We start from the raw sequence: 21,415 nt of genomic DNA on the forward strand, positions 1-21,415 counted from the left end.
TCGTGAGCAAGCGCCTCTTCACCTCGGAGTCGGTCACCGAGGGCCACCCGGACAAGATCTGCGACCAGATCAGCGACGGCATCCTCGACGCGCTGCTCACGCAGGACCCGAAGAGCCGGGTCGCCGTCGAGACGATGGTGACGACCGGTCTCGTGCACGTCGCCGGCGAGGTGACCACCGCCGGGTACGCCGAGATCCCCGCGATCGTCCGGCAGACGATCCTCGACATCGGGTACGACTCCTCGACGAAGGGCTTCGACGGCAGCACCTGCGGCGTCGAGGTCTCGATCGGGTCGCAGTCGCCCGACATCGCCCAGGGCGTCGACTCCGCCTACGAGGCGCGGGTCGAGGCCGGCGAGGACCCGCTCGACCTGCAGGGCGCGGGCGACCAGGGCCTCATGTTCGGGTACGCCTGCGACGACACGCCCGAGCTGATGCCGCTGCCGATCTGGCTCGCGCACCGGCTGGCGCAGCGGCTGTCCGAGGTGCGCAAGTCCGGCGAGGTCCCGTACCTTCGGCCGGACGGCAAGACCCAGGTCACCATCGCGTACGACGGCGACCGCGCCGTCGCGCTCGACACCGTCGTCGTGTCCTCGCAGCACGCGGGCGACATCTCGCTGGAGAACCTGCTCCAGCCCGACATCGCCGACAAGGTCGTCAAGCCCGTCCTCGACGAGGTCTCGATCGACTCCTCGAGCTACCGCCTGCTCGTGAACCCGACCGGTCGGTTCGAGATCGGCGGCCCGATGGGCGACGCCGGGCTCACCGGGCGCAAGATCATCGTCGACACCTACGGCGGCATGGCCCGCCACGGCGGCGGCGCGTTCTCCGGCAAGGACCCGTCGAAGGTCGACCGCTCCGCCGCCTACGCGATGCGCTGGGTGGCGAAGAACGTCGTCGCCGCGGGCCTGGCCCGCCGCTGCGAGGTCCAGGTCGCCTACGCGATCGGCAAGGCGCACCCGGTCGGGCTGTACGTCGAGACCTTCGGCACCGAGACGGTGCCGCTCGAGCGGATCCAGAAGGCCATCGACGCGGTCTTCGACCTACGTCCGGCCGCGATCATCCGCGACCTCGACCTGCTGCGGCCGATCTACCAGCAGACCGCCGCCTACGGCCACTTCGGCCGCGAGCTCCCCGACCTCACGTGGGAGCGGACCGACCGGGTCCAGGCGCTGCAGTCCGCCGTCGGCTGACCGGCAGGCACCGCACCGGGTGAGCGAGGACGCCGCCGCACGGGACGACGCGCCCGCCGACCGGCCCGACGACCGGCCGGGCGAGCAGCTGAGCCTCATCCGGGCGGCGGTGCGGGCCCGGCCGCGGGCGAAGGCGGCCCCGCCGCCGGTCGCCGCCGAGCTGCCGGTCGCCCGGGTCGTCGTCGACGTGCCGCTGCCGCATCTCGACCGGGTCTTCGACTACGCCGTGCCTGAGCCGCTGTCCGCAGCGGCCCGGCCCGGCACCCGGGTGCGGGTGCGGTTCGCCGGGCAGGACGTCGACGCGTACGTCGTCGAGCGCGCCGCGACGACGGACCACACCGGGGCGCTCACCCCGCTGCGCAGGGTCGTCTCCGCCGAGCCGGTGCTCACCCCCGAGGTGCTCGCGCTCTGCCGGGCGGTCGCCGACCGGTACGCCGGGAGCCTCGTCGACGTGCTGCGCCTGGCCGTCCCGCCGCGGCACGCCGCGGCGGAGAAGGCCGCGCCGGCGGCGCCCGACGAGCCGGCCGGGGCGGTTCCCGGACCGGTCGACGAGGGTCCCTGGCAGGACTACGTCGCGGGCCCGGCGTTCGTCGCCCGGCTCGCCGCGGGCGGCTCCCCGCGCGCGGTCTGGACGGCGCTGCCCGGCCCGGGGTGGACCCGCGCCGTCGCGACGGCGGTCGCCGCGACGGCCGCGTCCGGCCGGGGCAGCCTCGTCGTCGTCCCGGACCACCGCGACGCCGACGCGGTGGAGGTCGCGCTCGGCGAGGTGCTCGGCCCCGGCCGACACACCCGGATCGGTGCCGACCTCGGCCCGGCCGCCCGATGGACGGCGTTCCTCGCGGCGCTGCGCGGCGGCGTCCGTGTCGTCGTCGGCACCCGGGCCGCGATGTTCGCCCCGGTCGCCGACCTAGGTCTCGTCGTCCTCTGGGACGACGGCGACGACTCCCACGCCGAGCCGCACGCGCCGTACCCGCATGCCCGGGAGGTGCTCGTCCTGCGCGCCGAGCAGGCCGGTGCGGGGGCGCTGCTCGGCGGCTGGTCGCGGACGACGGAGACCGCGCTGCTCCTCGCCGACGGCTGGGCGCGCCCCGTCGAGGCGTCGCGCGCCGTGGTCCGGGCGAGGTGGCCGCGGGTCGTCCTCGCCGACGAGGCCGCCCGGCCCGACGAGGCCGCGGCCCGGGCCGCCCGGATGCCCGCACCGGCCTGGCGGGCCGTCCAGGAGGGGCTGCGCCGGGGGAGCGTGCTCGTCCAGGTGCCGCTCGTCGGGTACGTGCCACGGGTCGCGTGCCAGACGTGCCGGCGTCCGGCGCTCTGCGCGCACTGCCACGGTCCGCTGCGGCTGCCGCACGCCGCGCCCGGGCTCGTCGCGGCGGCCCCCGAGTGCACCTGGTGCGGCCGCCCGGCCGTCGCGTGGCAGTGCCCGCACTGCAGCGGCCGGGCGCTGCGGGCGAGCCGGATCGGCGTGGACCGTACCGCCGAGGAGCTCGGCCGGGCCTTCCCCGGCGCGAAGGTCGTCGTCTCCCGGCCGACCCGGACGCTGCCCGCCGTGCCGCCGTCCGGGGCGATCGTCCTCGCGACACCCGGCATCGAACCGGGCGCGCCCGGCGGCTACGCCGCGGCCGTGCTCCTCGACGGCGACACGCTCCTGGCCCGGCCGGACCTGCGCGCCGGCGAGGAGGCGCTGCGCCGCTGGCGGGCCGCGGCGGCGCTCGTGCGGCCCGGGGGCGAGGGCGGCCTCGTCGTCGTCGTCGCGGATCCGGCGGCCGCGGCGGTCGAGGCGTTCCTCCGGGGCGACCCCGCGCACTTCGCCGCGCGCGAGCTCGAGGAGCGGGCGGGGCTGCGGCTGCCGCCCGCGGTCACGGCGGCGACGCTCGACGGGCCCGCGGCCGCGGTGGCCTCGCTGCTCGCGGTGGCGACCCTGCCCGACGGGGCGGAGACGCTGGGGCCCGTCCCGCACGAGGCGCGGACCCGGGCGCCCGCGGCGCCGGCCCGCGCCCGGCCGGCCCCGGGCAAGCAGCCCGTCGGTGCGCACCGGGCACCGCCCGCGCGGGCCACCGCCACGGTCGCGCCGCCGACGCTCGACGGCGGCGAGGAGCACGTCCGCCTCATCGTCCGGGCGCCGCGCGCCGCCCGGGCCGAGCTCGCGCGGACCCTCCACGCCGCGGCCGCGGTGCGCAGCGCCCGCCGTGAGCCGGGCGCCGTCCGGGTCAGGCTCGACCCGGACGACCTGGGCTGACGTCGCACGCGCCGTCGGCGCAGACGAGGGCCGGGTCCGGGGTGACGATCCCTCGGGCCACGAGGACGCGGTGCACCTGGCACCCCAGGCAGACCCCGAGCACGGCCTCGAGCCACATGAGCGTGAGGCAGAGCAGGCAGACGCTGCGCGGGAGCCAGCCCGTGACGCCGGCGTTCGTGATCCCCGTCATGGCGACCGACATGCCCAGCCCGAGCGACCAGGCGAACCGCTTGGGGCGCAACGACACCGGCTCCGGCGGCAGTCCCCGGACCAGCAGCCCGGCGACCGCGCCGACCGGGGACCGGTGCGGTCCGGCAGTGACGCGCAGCGCGAAGTCGACCGCGAAGAAGGCCGTGACGAGCCGCAGCGGCACGTAGTCCTGCGCGAGGAGGGCCTCGGAGAAGGCGACGGCACCGAGCACCAGCGTGAGGCCGGCGGCGGCGCGGACGGCCCGCTCGTCGACGAGGGCCGGTGGGCTGACGGTGAGGGTCGGTTGCATGGGTGCAGGGGACACCGGTCACGTCAGCACGGCGTCAGAGCGGGCTCAGCCCGCGAGGTGCGACCAGCGGCCCTCGAGCTCGGACCAGGTGCCCTGGTCGACGGCCCGGCCGCCCTGGAGGACGACGACGCGGTCGGCCCGGACGAGCGCCGCGCGCTTGGACGTCGACCCGACGACGGTCACGCCGTGGTCGCGCAGCGCCTGCCACAGGGCCAGCTCGGTCTGCACGTCGAGCGCGGACGACACGTCGTCCGCGACGAGCAGCTCCGTCTGCGGTGCGAGCGCGCGGGCCAGGGCGAGCCGCTGGAGCTGGCCGCCGGAGAGCCGGGTGCCCTTGTGACCGATGACGAGCCCGAGGCCGCCGCCCGCCGCCGCGAGGTCGTGGTCGAGCTGGGCCGTCGAGACGGCGTCCACCGGGTCGACCTCGTGCCCGAGCCGGATGTTGTCCGCGACCGTGCCGGAGAGCACCCGGGGGAGCTGGGCGACGTAGCCGACCTGGTTCGGCCGCAGGAACGCCTCCGGGTCGACGACGGGGTCGCCGTTCCACCGCAGGTCGCCCACGTGGTGGACGATGCCCGCGAGCGCGCGCAGCAGCGAGGACTTGCCCGACCCGACCGGCCCGACGACGAGCACGAGCTCGCCGCGGCGGACCGTGAGGTCGAGCCCGCGGACGCCGACCGTGCCGTCCTCGTGGACCGCGCCGAACCCGACGAGGTCGAGCCGGCGCAGCGGGCGGCGCGGCGCCGGCACCGGGGCGGGCGCCGTGCCGGCCGAGATGTCGACGCCCGGCACGGCGGCCGAGTACTGCGCGACCCCGGCCATGGCGACCGTCCGCCGGGTCCACACCCGGGCCGAGGGCATCGAGGACACGAGCGAGGCCGTCGTCCATGCGAACCAGTTCGCCGCGGCGAGCGTCGACACCGCGACGAGGGTCGCGGCCGCCGACAGGTCGCCGGCGAGGTAGAGCGCCCAGGCCCCGATGGGCAGCAGGCCGCTCGTCGCGGACGGCGTCGAGCGGGCCCACACCTGGGTCGCGATCTCGCGGCGCTGCCGCTCGCTGCGGTCGGCGTCGAGCCGGGCCAGGTGGTCGAGCACGGGGCCGGTCGCGCCGGCGAGCTTGACGGTCCGGGCCGCGGAGAGCGTCGAGACGAGCGCGGTCGCGAAGGCGGCGCGCGCCGCGACGGTCCGGCGCGCGGAGCGGGCGAGCCGGGGCCCGAACGCCGTCGCGGCCAGGCCGGAGACGGCCATCGTGCCGAGGAAGAACATCGCCGGGACGGGCGTGCCCGCGACGACGGTCATGGCGACGGCCGCGGCCAGCGCGATGCCGGTGTCGATGACGTTGTCGCCGAGCATGACGACGCGCTCGGTGTCGCCGGCCTGGGCGACGACCTCGGCCGGGGTGTGCGCGCTGACCCGGCGCGGCCCGGTCTGGCCCTGGACGAGCCGCAGTCCGATCCGGAGCATCTGCCGCACCCACCACTCGGGGAACCAGCGGTTCGTCAGCCAGGGCGTCGGGGAGAGCAGCACGAGCGCTGTGACGATCCCGGCGGCCGGCCAGAAGACGCTCCCGGTGCCGTCGACGATGCCCGCCCAGAGCACGGGCAGCACCGAGCCGTCGAGGCCGACGACGACCATGACGGTCCAGACGCCGACGGACGCGAGGCCGTACCGCTTGTCGTTGAGCACGAGCCGGACGATCTCGCGCAGCGTCCGGGCGGGCGGCGGGTCCGGCAGCGGCGGCGGCTCGGCCTTGGCCGTCGGGCGCGGCAGCGGGACGGCGCCGGTCCGGGGCTCGCGGACGGCGAGCGCGGTGCCGCCGCCGGACGGCGCCGCACCGGTGCCGGGGCTCCCGGGCGGGTCGAGGGGGTCCGCGCCGCCGCCGACGAGCAGCGGGTCGGCCGGGGCGTCGTCCTCGTCGTCGAGCCGGCCGGCCGCGAGGAGCTCGGCGAAGCGCCGCGAGCGGGCGAGCGCCGTTGCCTCGAGCACCTTGCCGTCGCCGAGGACGACGACGTCGTCGCAGTGCGCGACGGTGGAGAGCCGGTGCGCGATGAGGATGCCGATCCGCCCCGCGAGCAGCCGCTCGGTCGCCTGCTGGACGCGTGCCTCGGTCGCCGGGTCGAGCCGCGCCGTCGCCTCGTCGAGGACGACGACGTAGGGGTCGCGGACGAGGATCCGGGCGAACGCGACGAGCTGCTCCTGCCCGGCGGACAGCACGTGGCCGCCGTCCCCGAGCCGGGTCGCGAGCCCGTCGGGCAGCTCGGCGACCCAGGCGTCGAGCCCGAGCTCGGACAGCGCCGCCCCGGCCCGGTCGAGCAGGGCGGGGTCGAAGAGCGCGACGTTCTCGGCGAGCGTGCCGGCGAGGATCTCGGTGCGCTGCGGGACGAGCGCGACCCAGCGGCGCAGCAGCTCGACGTCGAGGTCGACGAGGTCGTGGCCGCCGAGCAGCACGGTGCCGCGCGGGACGTCGACCGCGCGGGTGAGGACCTTGGCGAGCGTCGACTTGCCCGAGCCGGTGCGCCCGACGAGGGCGTAGGAGCGGCCTCGGGCGAAGTGCAGGCTGACGTCGTCGAGCACGGGGCCGCGGGCGGACTCCCCGGCGGCGTACCGGAAGGTGAGGTGCCGGACCTCGAGGTCGCCCTCGACCGGCGGCCGGCCGCCGACCGGCTCCTGCTCGGAGCCGGCGAGCTGCTGGATCCGGCTCCAGGCGCCGAGCGTGCTCTGCAGGTCGGGGAGCATCCGGGTGACGTGCTCGACGGTGACGCCGAACGAGACGGCGAGCAGCCACACCGAGGTGAGCTGGGCGCCGTCCACGCGGCCGGCCGCGAAGGCCCAGGCGCCGCCGACGACGAGCCCGGCGATGGCGAGCCGGGACGCCACCGAGGCGATCGTCGTGACGTGCGCCGAGAGCCGCCAGACGGTGCGGCCGCGGGAGAGCACCTCGCTCGCGCGGCGCGCGTAGAGGCGCAGGACGTAGGGCTGGGCGAGCGTCGTGCGGACGTCGTCCTGGCCGTGGATGCCCTCCTCCATGACGGCGGCGACGTCGGACCAGGCCTCCTCCTCGGACATCCGGGCCGGGGCGATCGCGCCGATCCGGCGGCGCAGCGCGAGCGAGAGCCCGGCGACGAGCAGGAGCATCGTCACCCCGGCCGGCCACCAGACGACCGTCGCGGCGACGACGGACAGCACGGCGCCGGTCACCGACTGGGCGAGCCGGACGCCGGAGCCGCGCAGCTCGGAGCCGACCTGGTAGACGTCGCCGTCGATCCGGTCGAGGAGCTCGCCGACCGGGGTCGCGTCGAGCGCCGGCATCGGCTGCAGGAGCGCGACGCGGCAGAGCCGGCGCCGGACGTCGGCCGACCAGTCGGCGGTGAGCGCCGCTGCGACGAGGCCGACGAGCACCTGGCCCGCGACCTTGAGCACGAGCGCGCCCGCGAGGACGAGGAAGAGCACCGTGGACCGGTCGACGAGGACCGGACCGGCGAGGGCCGCACCGGCCGCCTCCCCGATCGCGCCGAGGACGATCAGGCAGGCGATCGCCGCGGTCGAGCGCGGCGAGGTGGCCCACAGATCGCGCAGGAGGCGCACGTGGGGTCCTTTCGGGTCGTGGGGGTCCGCTGCGACGCAGACACCTCAACGCTCCCGCCGGGACCATGATCGGCTCAACTCGTTTTCGGTGCCGCGCGAGGCCGACGACCAGTCTCCACCACGGGCCCGCCGGTGCGGACGGCGGTCAGCAGGCGTTGAGCTCGACCCGCCAGCCCGTGCCCTGCCGGTACCGGGCGGTGAAGGCGATGCCGCCGAGCTCGTCGATCGTGCTCGCGGGCCCGACCCGGCCGTCGAACGTCACGTCGTCCCAGCCCGGCACCTCGCCCCAGACGACCCGCAGCGACGGACCCGGGCGCGGCGCGTACCCGCCGCACGTGTCGCACCCGCCGTTGGCGATGTCCACGTAGGCGGCGCGGATCGCGACGTCCGCGGCGGCCCGCGACGACGGGGCCCGGACGACGAAGGCAGGGGTCCGGGCCGCGAGCCGCCGAGCGGCCGCCAGGTCGGCGGCGAAGTTGGCCGCCGGGGTGGCCCCGTTCCTCAGGCACCCGAGGATGTCCCGGGCCTCTTCGGAGGTCCGGGGCAGCGGGCCGTTGCCGGAGTATTCGGTGAAGCGGACGAGGGAGCTCCGCCGGGAGACGAGGTTGGCGTACAGGCCCAGCGCAGACCGCTGCAACTCGACGGGGGTCCCCGCCGGGATCGCCCGCGCGACGTCGGTGACGTCGAGGCGGGTCACCGCGCGGTCCGCAGCGGCCGACGGGTCGATGACGTCCGTGCCGATGTCCTGGTTGACGCGCCGGGCCACGGCCCGCACCCGGGCGTCGGCCGCGACGACGACCCGGAAGAACCGGGCCAGCTGCGCGGAGGCGCCGGGTGTCGCGGTCGTCGCGGCGGTGGTCGGCCCGGCGTCCGGAGGTGTGGTCGGAGGTGTGGTCGGAGCGGTGCTGGTCGTGCCGCCGAACGAGCCGGTGGCCGACGTGTCCGGGCCCGCCGGCCCGGAGCCGGTCCCGCACGCAGCGACGACGAGGACCGCGCAGACCGCGGCCGTCGTCCGGAACGTCCGTCTCATGACGCACCCCCGCGGGGAGCAGCCCGGGACGGGCCGACGCGACACCGTCCGCTGCCGCCTCGTCCCTCCAGACCATCACCCGGGCCGCGTCGCGGCCAGGGGCGAAGGCCACCGGCGGCCCGGTCCCGGGGGCGGTCCTGCGTCGCGCGGCCTACGGTGCGGGGATGACTGTCGTCGAGGTCGTCGGGGTCTACGACGCCGACCACACCCTGCGGGGCGAGGTCGCCTACGTCGTCGGCAAGCTCCTCGGGCGGCGGCACTGCGCCCTGTGCGACGTCACGCACTCGCCGGTGCGGCGCAAGCGGGAGTGGGACGCGCTCGTCGCGGGGTCCGCCGTCCCGGTGCGCGCCGTGCACCGGGACGAGCGCGACGCCGCCCTCGTCGCCGCCACGCCCGTGCTGCCCGTCGTCGTCGGCCGGCTGGACGCGGGCGGCTGGGTGACGCTGCTCGACGCGGACGCCCTCGAGGCCGCGGGCGGCAGCGTCGAGCGGTTCGGCGCGCTGCTCCGCGCCGCGCTGGCGGAGGTCGGCGCGTGATGCTCGTCGTCCTCGCGGGCCGGCCGGGGACCGGCAAGACGACGCTGTCCCGGCTGGTCGCCGGCCGGCTCGGTGCGGCGCTGCTGCGGGTGGACGCCGTCGAGGCGGTCGTCGTCCGGTGCGGCCTCGCCGAGCCGCCGGTCGGGGTCGTCGGCTACGCCGTCGCGCACGAGGTCGCCGCGTCGACGCTGCGCGTGGGGACCCCGGTCGTCGTCGATGCCGTGAACCCGGTGCCGCAGGCCCGGTCGGGCTGGCGCGGGCTCGCGGCCGAGGCCGGCGCCCGGCTCGTCGTCGTCGAGCTGACGACCTCGGACGTCGCCGAGCACCGGCGCCGGGTCGAGGCCCGGGTGAGCGACCTCGACGGGCTCACCGTGCCGACGTGGCAGGAGGCGTCCGAGGGCGGGTACGTGCCGTGGGACGAGGAGCGCGACGGACCGCGGCTGCTGCTCGACACGTCCGCCGGGGTCGAGCGTCTCGTGGCGCAGGTCCTGGAGGCGTGCGCCCGGCCGTGACTGTCAGCCGGGCGCCGCGACCCGCGGCGGGTGCAGCACCGCGAAGGCGTCGGTGACCTCGAGGGTCGGGTGCCGGAACCGGTACACGGCCGCCGGCCGGCCGCCGGAACGGCCCGAGCGCAGGACGTCGCCGGTCGGCTCGATCTGGTCGCGGCGGGCGAGGATGCGCTGCAGGTTCGTCACGTCGACCTCGTGGCCGAGGCAGGCGCGGTAGTACCGGGCGAGCTCGCTCATCGTGAAGGTCGGCGGCACGAGGGCGAAGCCGAGGTTCGTGTACGACAGCTTGGAGCGCAGCCGGGAGCGACCGGCCTCGACGACGTCGGCGTGGTCGAACGCGAGGCGGGGGAGCGCGTCGACCGGGTGCCAGCGGGTGTCCGCGGGCACGTGCGGGTCGACGTGGCCGGGGACGAGCCCGAGATAGGTCGTCGCCACGACCCGCTCGCCGGGCACCCGGCGCGGGGCGCCGCGGCTGTCGAGCTGCTCGAGGTGGGAGAGCTCGCGGACGTCGACCTTCTCGGCGAGCTGGCGCCGGATCGACTCCCGGAGGTCCTCGGCCGGGCCGAGCGTGCCGCCGGGCAGGGACCAGCGACCGGCGTGGGGGGCGAGCGCTCGCCGCCACAGCAGGACGTGGAGGACGTCGTCCCGCACCTGGAGCACGACGCCGAGCACCTCGTGCCGCGACGGCTGCGCTGTTCCGTGCGCCACGTCGGGCGGTCCGGGCTCGGGCGGTCGGGTCAGGCTCACGGGGCTCATGTTATCGTCCTCCCAGCAGTTATCGACGACCAGTCGATAACCAGAGCGTCCGGCAGGCGGAAACCTGATGGTCAGGACCGCGCCGGGAACGACGGAGGAGCCATGAGCCAGGCGATCGCAGCAGCGGCCGGCACGGCGTCGCAGGAGTGGTTCCGCGAGGTCCGCGAGCTCGCGGCCCGGCGGGACGCGCTGATCCTCGCGCACAACTACGTGCGCCCCGAGATCCAGGACGTCGCCGACCACGTGGGGGACTCGCTCGCGCTGTCCCGGGTCGCGGCGACCGCACCGAACCGCGAGATCGTCTTCTGCGGCGTCCACTTCATGGCCGAGACCGCGAAGATCCTCAGCCCCGACAAGACCGTCCTCATCCCGGACGCCGCCGCCGGCTGCTCGCTCGCCGACACGATCCACGTCGAGGAGCTGCGCGCCTGGAAGGCGCTGCACCCGGGGGCGGTCGTCGTCGCGTACGTCAACACGAGCGCCGCGGTGAAGGCCGAGAGCGACATCTGCTGCACGTCGTCCAACGCCGCGGACGTCGTCCGCTCCGTGCCCGCGGACCGCACGATCCTCTTCCTGCCGGACCGGCACCTCGGCGAGCACGTCCGCCGGGTCACCGGCCGCGCGGACATGGAGATCTGGCAGGGCCAGTGCCACGTCCACGAGGGGATCGGCGGGGACGTGCTGCGCGCCCGGGTCGAGGCGGAGCCGGACGCCGACGTCCTCGTGCACCCCGAGTGCGCCTGCGCGACGTCCGCCCTGAGCCTCGTCGCGAGCGGGGCCGTGGCGAAGGACCGGGTCCGGATCGTCTCGACCGGCGGCATGGTCGACGCCGCCCGGCGGACCGGTGCCGGCCGGGTGCTCGTCGCGACCGAGACGGGGATGCTCCACCAGCTCCGGCGGGCCAACCCGGGCACGGTGTTCGAGGCCGTGAGCGACCGGGCGGTCTGCCCCTACATGAAGATGACGACGCCGGAGAACCTGCTCACCGCGCTGCGCGAGGGCCGGGACGTCGTCGAGGTCGACTCCGCGGTCGCGGTGAAGGCCCGGCTCGCCGTCGAGCGGATGATCGCCATCGGCTCGCCGAGCGCGGGCGGGGAGTGAGCGCGGTGGCCACGACCGTCCCCGTGCAGCGGTCCGACCGGGCCGGGCGGGCGCGTCCGGTCGTCGGGCGGACGGCGTCCGCACCCGTCGTCGCCCGGCTCGCCGCACCGGCCGCGACCACGACGCTCGAGACCGACGTCCTCGTCGTCGGCACCGGGATCGCCGGCCTCGCCGTCGCGCACGACCTGGCGGGCAGCGGCCTGCGCGTCGACCTCGTGACGAAGGCGTCCGTCGGCGAGGGCAGCACACCCTGGGCGCAGGGCGGGATCGCGACCGGGGGCGCGCCGGACGACGCGCCGGCCCTGCACGTCGCCGACACCCTCGCCGCCGGGGCCGGCCTGGCCGACGAGGCGGCCGTGACGACGCTCGTCGCCGAGGCGCCCGTGGCGGTCGGGGCCCTGCTCGCCGCCGGCGCCCGGTTCGACACCGACGCCGACGGGGCCCTCGCGTGGACCCGGGAGGGCGGCCACAGCCGCTCCCGGATCATCCACGCCGGCGGCGACGCGACCGGGCTCGAGGTGCAGCGGACGCTGCAGTCCGCGGTGCTCGGCACGGGCGCGGCCCGGGTGCACGAGCGCACCTTCCTCCTCGACCTGCTCACGGCGGACGACGGCACGGTCGTCGGCGCGCTGCTCGCCCGGCTCGGGCCGGACGGCGGCTGCCGCGAGGTCGTCCGGGTGGCGGCCCGGGCCGTCGTCCTCGCCTCGGGCGGCCACGGCCAGGTCTTCGACTCCACGACGAACCCGGCCGTCGCGACCGGTGACGGGCTCGCCGCCGCCGTCCGCGCGGGGGCCGCCGTCGCGGACGCCGAGTTCGTCCAGTTCCACCCGACGGCGCTCGCCGCCCGCCGCCCCGGGCAGACCGGCGCCCAGCGCCCGCTCGTCTCCGAGGCCGTCCGTGGCGAGGGGGCCGTGCTGCTCGACGCCGGCGGCACCCGGTTCATGGCCGGCCGGCACCCGCTCGCCGACCTCGCCCCGCGGGACGTCGTCGCCGCGGCGATCGGCGAGCGGATCGCGGCCACCGGCGCCGGGCACGTGCTCCTGGACGCCCGGCACCTCGGTGCCGCCCTGCTCGAGCGCCGCTTCCCGACGGTCCTCGCGTCCTGCCGGGCCGCCGGGGTCGACCCGGTCACCGAGCCGGTCCCGGTCCTGCCGGCGGCGCACTACGCGTGCGGCGGGGTCGTCGCGGACCTGTCCGGGCGGACCAGCATCGCCGGGCTGTTCGCCGTCGGGGAGGTCGCGCGGACCGGCGTCCACGGTGCGAACCGGCTCGCGTCGAACAGCCTCCTCGAGGCGCTCGTCGTCGGCCGCCGGCTCGCCGCCCTGCTCCGGGCGGACCTGCCGCCGCGGCGCCGTGCCGACGCACCGGGAGCGGGCGCCGGCCGGACGCCGTCCGGCGGGCTCGTCGCGTCGGGCGCCCGGGCGGCGCTCACCGCGGGGATGAGCCGCGACGCCGGCGTCCTGCGCGACCCGGTGGCCCTGGCCTCCCGGGCGGCGCTGCTCGCCGACCTGGTGCGCCCGACCCCGACCGAGGTCGGCGTGCCCGGCCTCGCCGACTGGGAGACGACCAACCTGCACGCCGTCGCCTCCGTGCTCGTCGCCGCCGCGCTGCTGCGCGAGGAGAGCCGGGGCTGCCACCGGCGCACGGACGTCACCGCCCCGGACGACGCGTGGCTCCACCCCGTCGTCGCCCACGCGCCCGGGACGCCGGGCACCGTCCGCCTGGAGGTCCGGCCATGAGCACGCACGCACTCGCCCCCGAGGAGTGCCGCCGGCTCGCGGCGCTCGCCCTCGACGAGGACCTCGCCGGCGGCACCGACATCACGACCCTCGCGACGGTCGCCGCGGACGCCGTCGCCACCGGTGACCTCGTCGCGCGCCGCGCCGGGGTCGTCGCCGGGCTGCCCGTCGCCCGCGCGGTCTTCGAGCAGGTCCTCAGCGGCGCCGGCCTGGCGCCCGAGCAGGCGAGGGCCGCCGTCGTGGAGCACGTCGCCGACGGCACCCGCGTCACCCCGGGCGACGTCCTGCTCACGGTCACCGGCCCGGCGCGCGCGGTCCTCACCGGGGAGCGCAGCGCGCTCAACCTCGTCGGCCAGCTCTCCGGGGTCGCGACCCTCACGTCCGCCTGGGTCGAGGCCGTCGAGGGCACGGGCGCGGTCGTCCGCGACACCCGCAAGACCGTCCCCGGGATGCGCGCCGCCCAGAAGTACGCCGTCCGCTGCGGCGGCGGCAGCAACCACCGGATGGGCCTGGCCGACCAGGCCCTCGTCAAGGACAACCACGTGCTGGCCGCCGGGTCCGTGACCGCGGCGCTGGCCGCCGTCCGCGCCGTGCACCCGGACGTCGTGTGCGAGGTCGAGTGCGACACCCTCGAGCAGGTCGTCGAGGCGGTGGCCGCCGGGGCGACGCTCGTCCTGCTCGACAACATGGACCTCGCGACGACCCGGGCCGCCGTCGAGGTCGCCCGCTCGGCGGGCGCACGGACCGAGTCGAGCGGCTCGCTGAGCCTCGACCGGGCGCGCGACGTCGCGATGACGGGGGTCGACTTCCTCGCCGTCGGCGCCCTGACGCACTCGGCGCCGGTCCTCGACATCGGCCTCGACCTCAGGGAGCCCGCCGCACGCCCGTAGACTGCGGTCTCACCGTCTGACGAGGAGCGTCCGTGTCGATCAAGCCCATCCGCCTGTTCGGGGACCCGGTGCTCCGGGAGAAGGCCCAACCGGTGAAGGACTTCGACAAGGAGCTCCGGATCCTCGTCAAGGACCTCCAGGACACGATGATGGAGGCGCCGGGCGCCGGCCTCGCGGCCCCGCAGATCGGCGTCGGCCTGCGGGTGTTCACGTACTACGTGGACGGCGTCCTCGGCCACCTCATCAACCCCGACCTCGACCTCTCCGAGGACCTGCAGGACGGCGAGGAGGGGTGCCTGTCCTTCCCGGGCATCTACTACGACACCCCGCGGGCGCTGCGCGTCGTCGCGAAGGGGTTCGACGAGAACGGCGAGCCGGTGACGATCGAGGGCAGCGAGCTGCTCGCCCGGGCGATCCAGCACGAGACCGACCACCTCGACGGCATCCTCTTCATCGACCGGATGGACCGCGACCAGCGCAAGCTCGCCCTCAAGGCGATCCGCGAGGCGGAGTGGGCCGGGCAGGCCCCGGTCGTCAAGCAGAGCCCGCACGCCACCTTCGGGCGCGCGCTCTGAGATGAGAGTCGTCTTCGCGGGCACGCCCGCGGTCGCCGTCCCGTCCCTCGAGGCGATCGCCGCGTCGTCCCACGAGGTCGTCGCCGTCGTGACCCGCCCCGACGCGCCCGCCGGGCGCGGCCGCAAGGTCGTGCGGTCGGACGTCGGGCAGTGGGCCGACGCGCACGACGTCCCGGTGCTCGTGCCGGGGCGGCCGTCCGAGCCGGAGTTCCTCGACGCGCTCCGGGAGCTGTCGCCGGACTGCTGCCCGGTCGTCGCCTACGGCGCGCTCGTGCCGCGGCCGGTTCTCGACGTGCCGAAGCACGGCTGGGTCAACCTGCACTTCTCGCTGCTGCCCGCGTGGCGCGGCGCCGCTCCCGTGCAGCGTGCGGTGATGGCCGGCGACCCGGTCACCGGGGCGTCGACGTTCCTCCTCGAGGAGGGCCTCGACACCGGGCCGGTCTACGGCGTCCTCACCGAGACGGTGCGGCCGCGGGACACCTCGGGCGACCTGCTCGACCGGCTCGCGCAGGCGGGCGCCGGGCTGCTCGTCGCGACCCTCGACGGGATCGAGGACGGGTCCTTGTCCGCGGTGCCGCAGAGCGGGGACGGCGTGAGCCTGGCGCCGAAGGTGAGCGTCGAGGAGGCACGCGTCGACTGGTCGCTGCCGGCCTTCGTCGTCGACCGCCGGGTCCGTGGCTGCACGCCCGAGCCCGGGGCCTGGACGACGCTGCGCGGCGAGCGGGTCAAGCTCGGACCCGTGTCACCGGTGCCGCAGGAGCAGTCTCCCGCGGACGCGCCCGACCCGGCTGCCGGCGGTGCCCGCCCGGGCACGCTCGTCGTCGGACGCAAGGACGTGCACGTCGTCACAGGGGGAGGGGTCGTGAAGCTCGGGCTGGTCCAGCCGCAGGGCAAGCGACCGATGCCGGCGGCCGACTGGGCGCGCGGTCTGCGGATCGACGCCGGAGAGGTCTTCGAATGAGCCCCCAGGAACGCCCGCGCCCGGCCGGCCGCAGGTCCGGCGGCCCGCGCGGGGCAGGTGCCGCGCCCGCGCGCGCCAAGACCCGTAACGTCGCGCGCCGCGAGGTCGACCCGGCCCGCGTCGTCGCGTTCGAGACGCTCGTCGCCGTCCAGGCCGACGACGCCTACGCCAACCTCGTGCTGCCGCGGCTGCTCCGCGAGGCGAAGCTGCACGGCCGGGACGCCGGCTTCGCGACCGAGCTCGCCTACGGCACGCTGCGCGGGCGCGGCACCTACGACGCCGTCCTCGCGGCGTGCGTCGACCGGCCGCTCACGGACGTCGACCCCGCGGTGCTCGACGCGCTCCGGCTCGGGGCGCACCAGCTCCTCGGGATGCGGGTGCCCGCGCACGCCGCGGTCGACGCGACCGTCGACCTCGTGCGGTCCGAGATCGGCCAGGGCGCAGCGGGTTTCGCGAACGCGGTGCTCCGCAAGCTCGCGCTGCAGGACCTCGACAGCTGGCTCGACCAGGTCGCCGGGCCGCAGGCTGCCGCGGCGGACGCGGACGGTGCGCTCGGCGTCCGGTACTCGCACCCGGTGTGGATCGTGCGCGCCCTGCGGGACGCGCTGCGGTTCAACGGGCGCGACGCGGCGGACCTCGAGCAGGTGCTCGCAGCCGACAACGCGCGGCCGGTCGTCACGCTCGCGGCCCTGCCGGGGCTCGTGACGACCGACGAGCTCCGGGCGCAGCTGCCCGGCGCCGCCGACGACACGCCGGAAGGCGTTGCGGGGCAAGCGGTCGCGGACACCGCCCGGGAGCCGTACTCGCCGTACGCGGTGCCGATGACGGGCGTCCCGGCGGACGTCAAGGCGGTCCGCGACGGCCGGGCACGCGTGCAGGACGAGGGCAGCCAGCTCGTCGCGCTCGCCCTCGCGTCCGCACCGCTCGACGGCCCGGACGGCGGCCGCTGGCTCGACCTGTGCGCCGGCCCGGGCGGCAAGTCCGCCGTCCTCGGTGCGCTGCTCGGCGGCCGCCGGGAGGCCGGTGCCCTGCCGGCCGGTGCGCGGCTCGTCGCGAACGAGGTCACGCCGCACCGCTGCGAGCTCGTCCGCGGATCGGTCGCGGCGGTCGTCCGGCGCTGGCCGGGAGCGGTCGACGTCCGGCTCGGGGACGGGCGGGAGCTCGCCGACGAGGAGGCGGACCTCTACGACCGGGTGCTCGTCGACGCGCCGTGCACCGGGCTCGGCGCGCTGCGCCGCCGTCCGGAGGCGCGCTGGCGGCGCACCCCCGCAGACCTCGCCGGGCTCGCCCCGCTGCAGCGGGACCTGCTCCGCTCGGCGCTGGCCGCCGTCCGGCCCGGGGGCGTCGTGGCGTACGTGACGTGTTCGCCGCACCCGGCCGAGACCGGTCTCGTCGTCGACGACGTGCTCCGCAAGCGGAGCGACGTCGAGCGGCTCGACGCCCGCGCCGTCCTCGGCGAGGCCACGCAGGGGCGGCTGTCCGACGCCGGGCCCGGGCCCGCCGTCCAGCTCTGGCCGGACGTGCAGGGCACCGACGCGATGTTCGTCGCGCTGCTGCGCCGCACGGCCTGACCCGCGGGGCGCCTCGCGGGTCGAGGAGCCCTGCCGGGCGCCGCCGGTAGGCTCCCGGCGTGGCCCTGCAGATCTCGCCGAGCATCCTGTCCGCCGACTTCGCGCGCCTCGCGGAGGAGCTGGACCGCATCGCCGACGCCGACTGGGCGCACGTCGACGTCATGGACAACCACTTCGTCCCGAACCTCACGCTCGGGGCCCCGGTCGTCGAGGCGCTCGTGAAGGTGTCCCCGATCCCGGTCGACACCCACCTCATGATCGAGGACCCGGACCGCTGGGCGCCGGCCTACGCGGACGCGGGGGCGCGCAGCGTGACGTTCCACGCGGAGGCCGCGCGCGCCCCGGTCCGGCTCGCCCGTGAGCTGAGGGCGCTCGGCGTCCGGGCCGGTCTCGGGCTCAAGCCGGCGACGCCGATCGAGCCGTACCTCGACCTGCTGCCCGAGTTCGACATGATCCTCGTCATGACGGTCGAGCCCGGGTTCGGCGGCCAGCCGTTCCTCGACGTCTGCCTGCCGAAGATCCGGCGGACCCGGGAGGCGATCGCGTCGTCCGGCCTCGACGTGTGGCTGCAGGTCGACGGCGGGGTCTCCGAGGACACCATCGAGCGCTGCGCCGACGCCGGCGCGGACGTGTTCGTCGCGGGCTCGGCGGTCTACGGCGCGGACGACGCGGCGGGCCAGATCAAGCGCCTGCGCGAGCTCGCGGCCGCGGCCTGCGCGCACTGAGCGGCGGGACAGGCGTGCCCACCCGGATCCGCCCGGCGACCCCGGACGACGCCCCGGCCATCGGTGAGGTCGACCCGCTCTCGCGCGGGGCCGACGTCGCCCGCGCGACCCTCGTCGAGGACGCGCTCCACGGCCGGCGGGACAACCTCTGCCTCGTGGCCCCGGCGGGTGAGGGGCCCCGGCTCGCAGGCTTCGCCGTCCTGCGGCACGGGCACTTCTTCGGCCGCGACTTCGTCGACCTGCTCGTCGTCGCGCCCGCCGCGCGCCGTCAGGGCGTCGGCTCGGCGCTGCTCTGCGCGGCCGTCGGGGCCGGGGTGAGCGAGCGGGTCTTCACGTCGACGAACCGGTCGAACGTCGCGATGCGGGCGCTGCTCGCCGGGCAGGGCTGGGAGATCTCCGGGAGCCTCGGCGGCCTCGACGAGGACGACGACGAGATCGTCGCGTGGACGGGGCGCGGTGCCGCTGCGGCCCTCCTCGTGGGCCTCGCACGGGGGCCGAAGCGGCTGTTCCACATCGCGCTGCGGGAGGACTGGGACCGGGCCCGCCGGGCGGGGGAGTACCGGGTCTCGACGATCGGGCACAGCCTCGACGAGGTCGGGTTCGTGCACGCGTCGTTCGCGCAGCAGGTCGCGGCGACGGCCGCGCGGCACTACGCCGGGGTCGACGCGCCGCTCGTCCTGCTCGTCGTCGAGCGGTCACGGCTCGGCGCAGCGGTCCGGGTCGAGCCGGCGCCGGGCTCGGACGAGGTGTACCCGCACGTGTACGGGCCGGTGCCCGTCGCCGCCGTCACCGAGGCGGTCGAGCTGCGGCGCGACGCCGCGGGGCGGCTGGTGCTGCCGACGCTGTGACGCGGCGGGCCGTGGGAGCGGTTCGCGGACGGCGGGTGCCTGTCGGCGTACCGGGCGCGGGGTCGCCGGGGGACCGGCGGTGAGCGCGACCGCCCTCGCGCTCGTGCTCGCGGCCGCGGTGGCCCACGCGCTGTGGAACCGCCTCGTGCACGGCATCGAGGACCGGGTCGCGGTGCTGTCGGTCGCCGGGTTCGCCGGGGCCGCGGTGCTCTCGCCCGCCCTCGTGCTGCGCCCGCCGGTCGGCGCCGGACCCGTGGCCGGCGGGGTGCCCGGCGGCTGGCCGGCGGCGGTGTGGGGTCTCGCGGTGCTCTCCGGGGTGGCCGAGGCGGTGTACTGCGGGCTGCTCGCCGCGGCGTACCGGCGCGGGTCGCTCGCCGTGACGTACCCGGTGGGCCGTGGGACGGCGCCGCTGCTCGTCACGGCCGGCGCCTGGTTGCTGCTGGGCCAGGCCCCGGGTCTCGCCGCCGTGGCCGGCGCGGTGACCCTCGCTGCGGGACTCGTGCTCGTCGCCGGCGTGGCGCGCGACCTCGGGGAGCACGCGTCGCTGGGCTGGGCGCTCGGGGTCGGCGTCGCGATCGCGACCTACAGCGTCATGGACGCTGCGGCGGTCCGGCGTCTCGCCGACGCGGCGGGCGCAGCGGGCGCGGCGCCGCCGCTCGCCGCGGCGGGCTACCTGTCGGTGACGCTGTTCCTCCAAGGACTGTTCCTCGCCCTGGCCCTGCGGTCGTGGTCGAGGCTGCGGGCGGCGCTGCGGACCGGCGCGCTCGTCGGGGTCGGCGTCGTGCTGGCGTACCTGCTCGTCCTGCTCGCCTTCCAGCGCGCCGACGCCGGCCGCGTCGCCACGCTGCGCGAGGCGTCGGTGCTCCTCGCGGTCGCGCTGACACCGGGGCCCCGTCCGAGGACGGTGTGGCTCGGTGCCGGGCTCGTCGCGCTCGGGGCGGTCCTCGTCGCGGTGTGACGGGCCGCCGCCCGGGCGCTACGCGTCGACGATGTCGACCGAGATCTCCACGGCCGTGACGCTCCCGGTGTTCTCGAGCCAGTGGAGCGTGGTGCGGTCCTCGGGCCAGCCGGGGCCGGGCCCGTACTGCGTCGCGACGCCGTCCCGGTGGTCGGTGATCGTCCCCCGGAGCACGTAGACGAGCCCGGGTCTGCCGACGTGGTCGTGGAGCGGGCCGAAGACGCCGCCGGGCTCGATCGTCACCTTCCGCATCCGGAGCCGGCGGCCTGCCATCCCCTCGATCTCAGGACCGAGGTCGACCGTCCCCAGGAGGTCGACGGTGACGCCCTTCGTCGCGTGGGTCGTGCTGTCGTCGTCCATTGGGCGTCCTCTCGTGCTCGATGCCTCTGACCCCGTGCCGTCGACGGGACGGTGCGCTCGGTGGGTGCACCGGTCTGGATACCCCGGTGGGCCGGGCACGAACCAGCCCGGTCCGAGCCGTCGCCGGGCAGCCCGCAGACCTGTGCGGTACTCCCGCATCTGCGGTGGCGCCACGAAGGGCGCGGCAGAAGGCGCTTGGCCGCGCGGGCGAGCGCTGCGACAGTGCGGCGATGGACCTGATCCCTACCTGGCGCGGCGAGTTCACCAACGCCGAGGTCAACGCCCTGCACGCCGAGGCGTTCGGGACGCGGGTGTTCGGCGACGACGAGTGGGACTGGGAGCGACTCGTCGTGGCCCACAGCCTCGGCTGGGTGACCGCACGCGACGTCGACGGCCTGGTCGGGTTCGTCAACGTGCTCTGGGACGGTCTCACGCATGCCTGGCTGCAGGACGTCATGGTGGCCCACAGGCTGCGGCACCGGGGCGTCGGCCGGGACGTCGTCGACGTCGCCGTGACGAACGCGCGAGCAGTCGGTTGCGAGTGGCTCCACGTCGACTTCACCCCGGACCTGGCCCCGTTCTACCTCTCCGCGTGCGGTTTCGAGCCCGCGCAGGCCGGACTGCTGCGACTCTGAGCATCGGCCGGGCGCGCCCACGCTGACCGGGGAGCCGACACCGGGCCCCCGCCGTCACAGGTGTGGAGAAGGAGGTGGCCGATGTCCGAGAAGGTGTTCGGGTTCCGGAACACGCGTCAGCGGTGGTCGCTACCGATCGGCTTCGCAGCCATGGCCGCCGGCGCCGTGAGCATGGGCGTCTCCGCCGTGCGAGGCACGGTGCCCGCGGGCTTCGTGGCCATGTTCGTCGCGGTCCTGGCCTGGAACGGCCTCTGGTTCCTCTGGCTCATGGGTCACACGGTGGATGTCGTGGGTGACCGGGTGGTCTGGCGAGCGGTCCTCCGTCGGCGCGAGCTCGCGGTGGCGGACTTCGACGGCAACGGCAACCTGATCCCCGGGTTCGGCTGGCTGACTCTGCGCGGCGGCGGCCGGTTGTGGGTCCTCACCGACGGCAGGGGCTGGCCACAGTTCCTGGCGGCGCTCAACGAGGTCCACCCTGATCGGCCGTTCACCCCGGCCTGGGGTGAACGATTCGCTCAACGCCAGCTCGCCGGTCGCCGATCCGGCTTCTACGAGCGCTAGCAGGAGGCGCTGGCGACGCAGACGCCTAGAACGGTGGAGGGTCGTCTGCCACGGGTGACGCCGGCGTCGCGAGCCGTGGCAGCGGGGTGTGCGGGAGTGCTGTGTAGGCGCGTCCGGTGCGGGTGGTCCAGGTCGTGGTGCCGGGTG

The 21,415-nt window shown here is 76.6% G+C and carries 20 protein-coding genes; 15 read left to right on the forward strand and 5 right to left on the reverse strand.

Features of this window, described 5'->3' with window-relative positions; all coding sequences use genetic code 11:
* The first annotated feature begins 2 nt into the window (after positions 1-2).
* Positions 3-1,193 (forward strand): methionine adenosyltransferase, encoded by a 1,191-nt coding sequence (gene metK, locus ECOMGDLI_RS12985; protein WP_088317247.1) that lies wholly within the window; start codon positions 3-5, stop codon positions 1,191-1,193.
* A gap of 19 nt (positions 1,194-1,212) precedes the next feature.
* Positions 1,213-3,429, forward strand: a complete 2,217-nt coding sequence (locus ECOMGDLI_RS12990) for a primosome assembly protein PriA (protein ID WP_088317248.1) — start codon at positions 1,213-1,215, stop codon at positions 3,427-3,429.
* On the opposite strand, the gene ECOMGDLI_RS12995 is transcribed toward ECOMGDLI_RS12990, so the two are convergent.
* From ECOMGDLI_RS12995 to ECOMGDLI_RS13005, 3 genes are all read right to left on the reverse strand, one after another.
* A complete protein-coding gene (locus ECOMGDLI_RS12995) occupies positions 3,401-3,928 on the reverse strand; it encodes a DUF4395 domain-containing protein (protein WP_088317249.1) in 528 nt (175 codons plus the stop codon). The two genes, ECOMGDLI_RS12990 and ECOMGDLI_RS12995, sit on opposite strands and share 29 nt — an antisense overlap.
* 45 nt (positions 3,929-3,973) lie before the next feature.
* On the reverse strand, positions 3,974-7,513 hold the full coding sequence (locus ECOMGDLI_RS13000; RefSeq protein ID WP_088317250.1) for an ABC transporter ATP-binding protein/permease: 3,540 nt from the start codon (positions 7,511-7,513) through the stop codon (positions 3,974-3,976).
* 145 nt (positions 7,514-7,658) lie between these two features.
* Positions 7,659-8,543, reverse strand: coding sequence for a hypothetical protein (locus tag ECOMGDLI_RS13005; RefSeq protein ID WP_088317251.1), 885 nt, complete (start codon positions 8,541-8,543; stop codon positions 7,659-7,661).
* A 164-nt stretch (positions 8,544-8,707) separates the two neighbouring features.
* On the opposite strand from ECOMGDLI_RS13005, the gene ECOMGDLI_RS13010 reads away from it, so the two are divergent.
* The gene (locus ECOMGDLI_RS13010; protein ID WP_088317252.1) at positions 8,708-9,079 is read left to right on the forward strand and encodes a hypothetical protein; all 372 of its coding nucleotides are present in this window, start codon (positions 8,708-8,710) and stop codon (positions 9,077-9,079) included.
* Positions 9,079-9,591: an ATP-binding protein gene (locus ECOMGDLI_RS13015; protein WP_088317269.1), complete on the forward strand. Its 513-nt coding sequence runs from the start codon at positions 9,079-9,081 to the stop codon at positions 9,589-9,591. The genes ECOMGDLI_RS13010 and ECOMGDLI_RS13015 overlap by 1 nt, the downstream gene beginning before the upstream one ends.
* Before the next feature lie 3 nt (positions 9,592-9,594).
* Here the strand turns inward: ECOMGDLI_RS13015 and ECOMGDLI_RS13020 are convergent, their stop codons facing one another.
* Complete coding sequence (locus ECOMGDLI_RS13020; protein ID WP_369812743.1) at positions 9,595-10,296, reverse strand: NUDIX domain-containing protein; 702 nt, start codon at positions 10,294-10,296, stop codon at positions 9,595-9,597.
* Positions 10,297-10,446: 150 nt separating this feature from the next.
* Between ECOMGDLI_RS13020 and nadA the strand changes: the two genes are divergently transcribed.
* The 9 genes from nadA (at position 10,447) to ECOMGDLI_RS13065 (ending at position 19,712) form a co-directional block, all read left to right on the forward strand.
* Positions 10,447-11,445: a quinolinate synthase NadA gene (nadA, locus tag ECOMGDLI_RS13025; RefSeq protein WP_088317254.1), complete on the forward strand. Its 999-nt coding sequence runs from the start codon at positions 10,447-10,449 to the stop codon at positions 11,443-11,445.
* A 5-nt stretch (positions 11,446-11,450) separates the two neighbouring features.
* Complete coding sequence (locus tag ECOMGDLI_RS13030) at positions 11,451-13,184, forward strand: L-aspartate oxidase (protein ID WP_198954818.1); 1,734 nt, start codon at positions 11,451-11,453, stop codon at positions 13,182-13,184.
* A complete protein-coding gene (gene nadC, locus ECOMGDLI_RS13035) occupies positions 13,181-14,074 on the forward strand; it encodes a carboxylating nicotinate-nucleotide diphosphorylase (protein ID WP_088317255.1) in 894 nt (297 codons plus the stop codon). Before ECOMGDLI_RS13030 ends, nadC begins: the two co-directional genes overlap by 4 nt.
* Before the next feature lie 32 nt (positions 14,075-14,106).
* Positions 14,107-14,649 (forward strand): peptide deformylase, encoded by a 543-nt coding sequence (gene def / locus ECOMGDLI_RS13040; protein WP_088317256.1) that lies wholly within the window; start codon positions 14,107-14,109, stop codon positions 14,647-14,649.
* Between the two features lies 1 nt (position 14,650).
* Entirely contained in the window at positions 14,651-15,610 is a 960-nt protein-coding gene (gene fmt / locus ECOMGDLI_RS13045; RefSeq protein ID WP_088317257.1) for a methionyl-tRNA formyltransferase, read from the forward strand.
* Positions 15,607-17,181 carry an RsmB/NOP family class I SAM-dependent RNA methyltransferase gene (locus tag ECOMGDLI_RS13050; RefSeq protein ID WP_088317258.1) on the forward strand — a complete coding sequence of 525 codons (1,575 nt, stop codon included), beginning with the start codon at positions 15,607-15,609 and terminating at the stop codon, positions 17,179-17,181. The genes fmt and ECOMGDLI_RS13050 overlap by 4 nt, the downstream gene beginning before the upstream one ends.
* 59 nt (positions 17,182-17,240) lie before the next feature.
* Complete coding sequence (gene rpe / locus ECOMGDLI_RS13055) at positions 17,241-17,906, forward strand: ribulose-phosphate 3-epimerase (protein ID WP_088317259.1); 666 nt, start codon at positions 17,241-17,243, stop codon at positions 17,904-17,906.
* Positions 17,907-17,920: 14 nt separating this feature from the next.
* A complete protein-coding gene (locus tag ECOMGDLI_RS13060; RefSeq protein WP_158220994.1) occupies positions 17,921-18,754 on the forward strand; it encodes a GNAT family N-acetyltransferase in 834 nt (277 codons plus the stop codon).
* 79 nt (positions 18,755-18,833) lie between these two features.
* Complete coding sequence (locus ECOMGDLI_RS13065) at positions 18,834-19,712, forward strand: hypothetical protein (RefSeq protein ID WP_088317261.1); 879 nt, start codon at positions 18,834-18,836, stop codon at positions 19,710-19,712.
* Between the two features lie 18 nt (positions 19,713-19,730).
* On the opposite strand, the gene ECOMGDLI_RS13070 is transcribed toward ECOMGDLI_RS13065, so the two are convergent.
* Entirely contained in the window at positions 19,731-20,072 is a 342-nt protein-coding gene (locus ECOMGDLI_RS13070) for a cupin domain-containing protein (RefSeq protein ID WP_088317262.1), read from the reverse strand.
* A gap of 230 nt (positions 20,073-20,302) precedes the next feature.
* Here ECOMGDLI_RS13070 and ECOMGDLI_RS13075 point away from each other — a divergent pair, with 230 nt between their 5' ends.
* Both ECOMGDLI_RS13075 and ECOMGDLI_RS13080 read left to right on the forward strand, forming a co-directional pair.
* Positions 20,303-20,707 (forward strand): GNAT family N-acetyltransferase, encoded by a 405-nt coding sequence (locus ECOMGDLI_RS13075; protein ID WP_088317263.1) that lies wholly within the window; start codon positions 20,303-20,305, stop codon positions 20,705-20,707.
* Positions 20,708-20,788: 81 nt separating this feature from the next.
* Entirely contained in the window at positions 20,789-21,268 is a 480-nt protein-coding gene (locus ECOMGDLI_RS13080) for a hypothetical protein (protein ID WP_088317264.1), read from the forward strand.
* Positions 21,269-21,415 lie beyond the last annotated feature (147 nt).

The organism is Kineosporia sp. R_H_3, assembly GCF_002198675.1.
Lineage (GTDB): Bacteria > Actinomycetota > Actinomycetes > Actinomycetales > Kineosporiaceae > R-H-3.

Bases quoted from the DNA above. Each gene is read 5' to 3' on its own strand.
- ECOMGDLI_RS12995 (WP_088317249.1), bottom strand. From the start codon at position 3,928: ATGCAACCGACCCTCACCGTCAGCCCACCGGCCCTCGTCGACGAGCGG.
- ECOMGDLI_RS13010 (WP_088317252.1), top strand. From the start codon at position 8,708: ATGACTGTCGTCGAGGTCGTCGGGGTCTACGACGCCGACCACACCCTG.
- ECOMGDLI_RS13070 (WP_088317262.1), bottom strand. From the start codon at position 20,072: ATGGACGACGACAGCACGACCCACGCGACGAAGGGCGTCACCGTCGAC.
- fmt (WP_088317257.1), top strand. From the start codon at position 14,651: ATGAGAGTCGTCTTCGCGGGCACGCCCGCGGTCGCCGTCCCGTCCCTC.
- nadA (WP_088317254.1), top strand. From the start codon at position 10,447: ATGAGCCAGGCGATCGCAGCAGCGGCCGGCACGGCGTCGCAGGAGTGG.
- ECOMGDLI_RS13075 (WP_088317263.1), top strand. From the start codon at position 20,303: ATGGACCTGATCCCTACCTGGCGCGGCGAGTTCACCAACGCCGAGGTC.
- ECOMGDLI_RS13050 (WP_088317258.1), top strand. From the start codon at position 15,607: ATGAGCCCCCAGGAACGCCCGCGCCCGGCCGGCCGCAGGTCCGGCGGC.
- ECOMGDLI_RS13015 (WP_088317269.1), top strand. From the start codon at position 9,079: ATGCTCGTCGTCCTCGCGGGCCGGCCGGGGACCGGCAAGACGACGCTG.
- ECOMGDLI_RS13080 (WP_088317264.1), top strand. From the start codon at position 20,789: ATGTCCGAGAAGGTGTTCGGGTTCCGGAACACGCGTCAGCGGTGGTCG.
- ECOMGDLI_RS13005 (WP_088317251.1), bottom strand. From the start codon at position 8,543: ATGAGACGGACGTTCCGGACGACGGCCGCGGTCTGCGCGGTCCTCGTC.
- nadC (WP_088317255.1), top strand. From the start codon at position 13,181: ATGAGCACGCACGCACTCGCCCCCGAGGAGTGCCGCCGGCTCGCGGCG.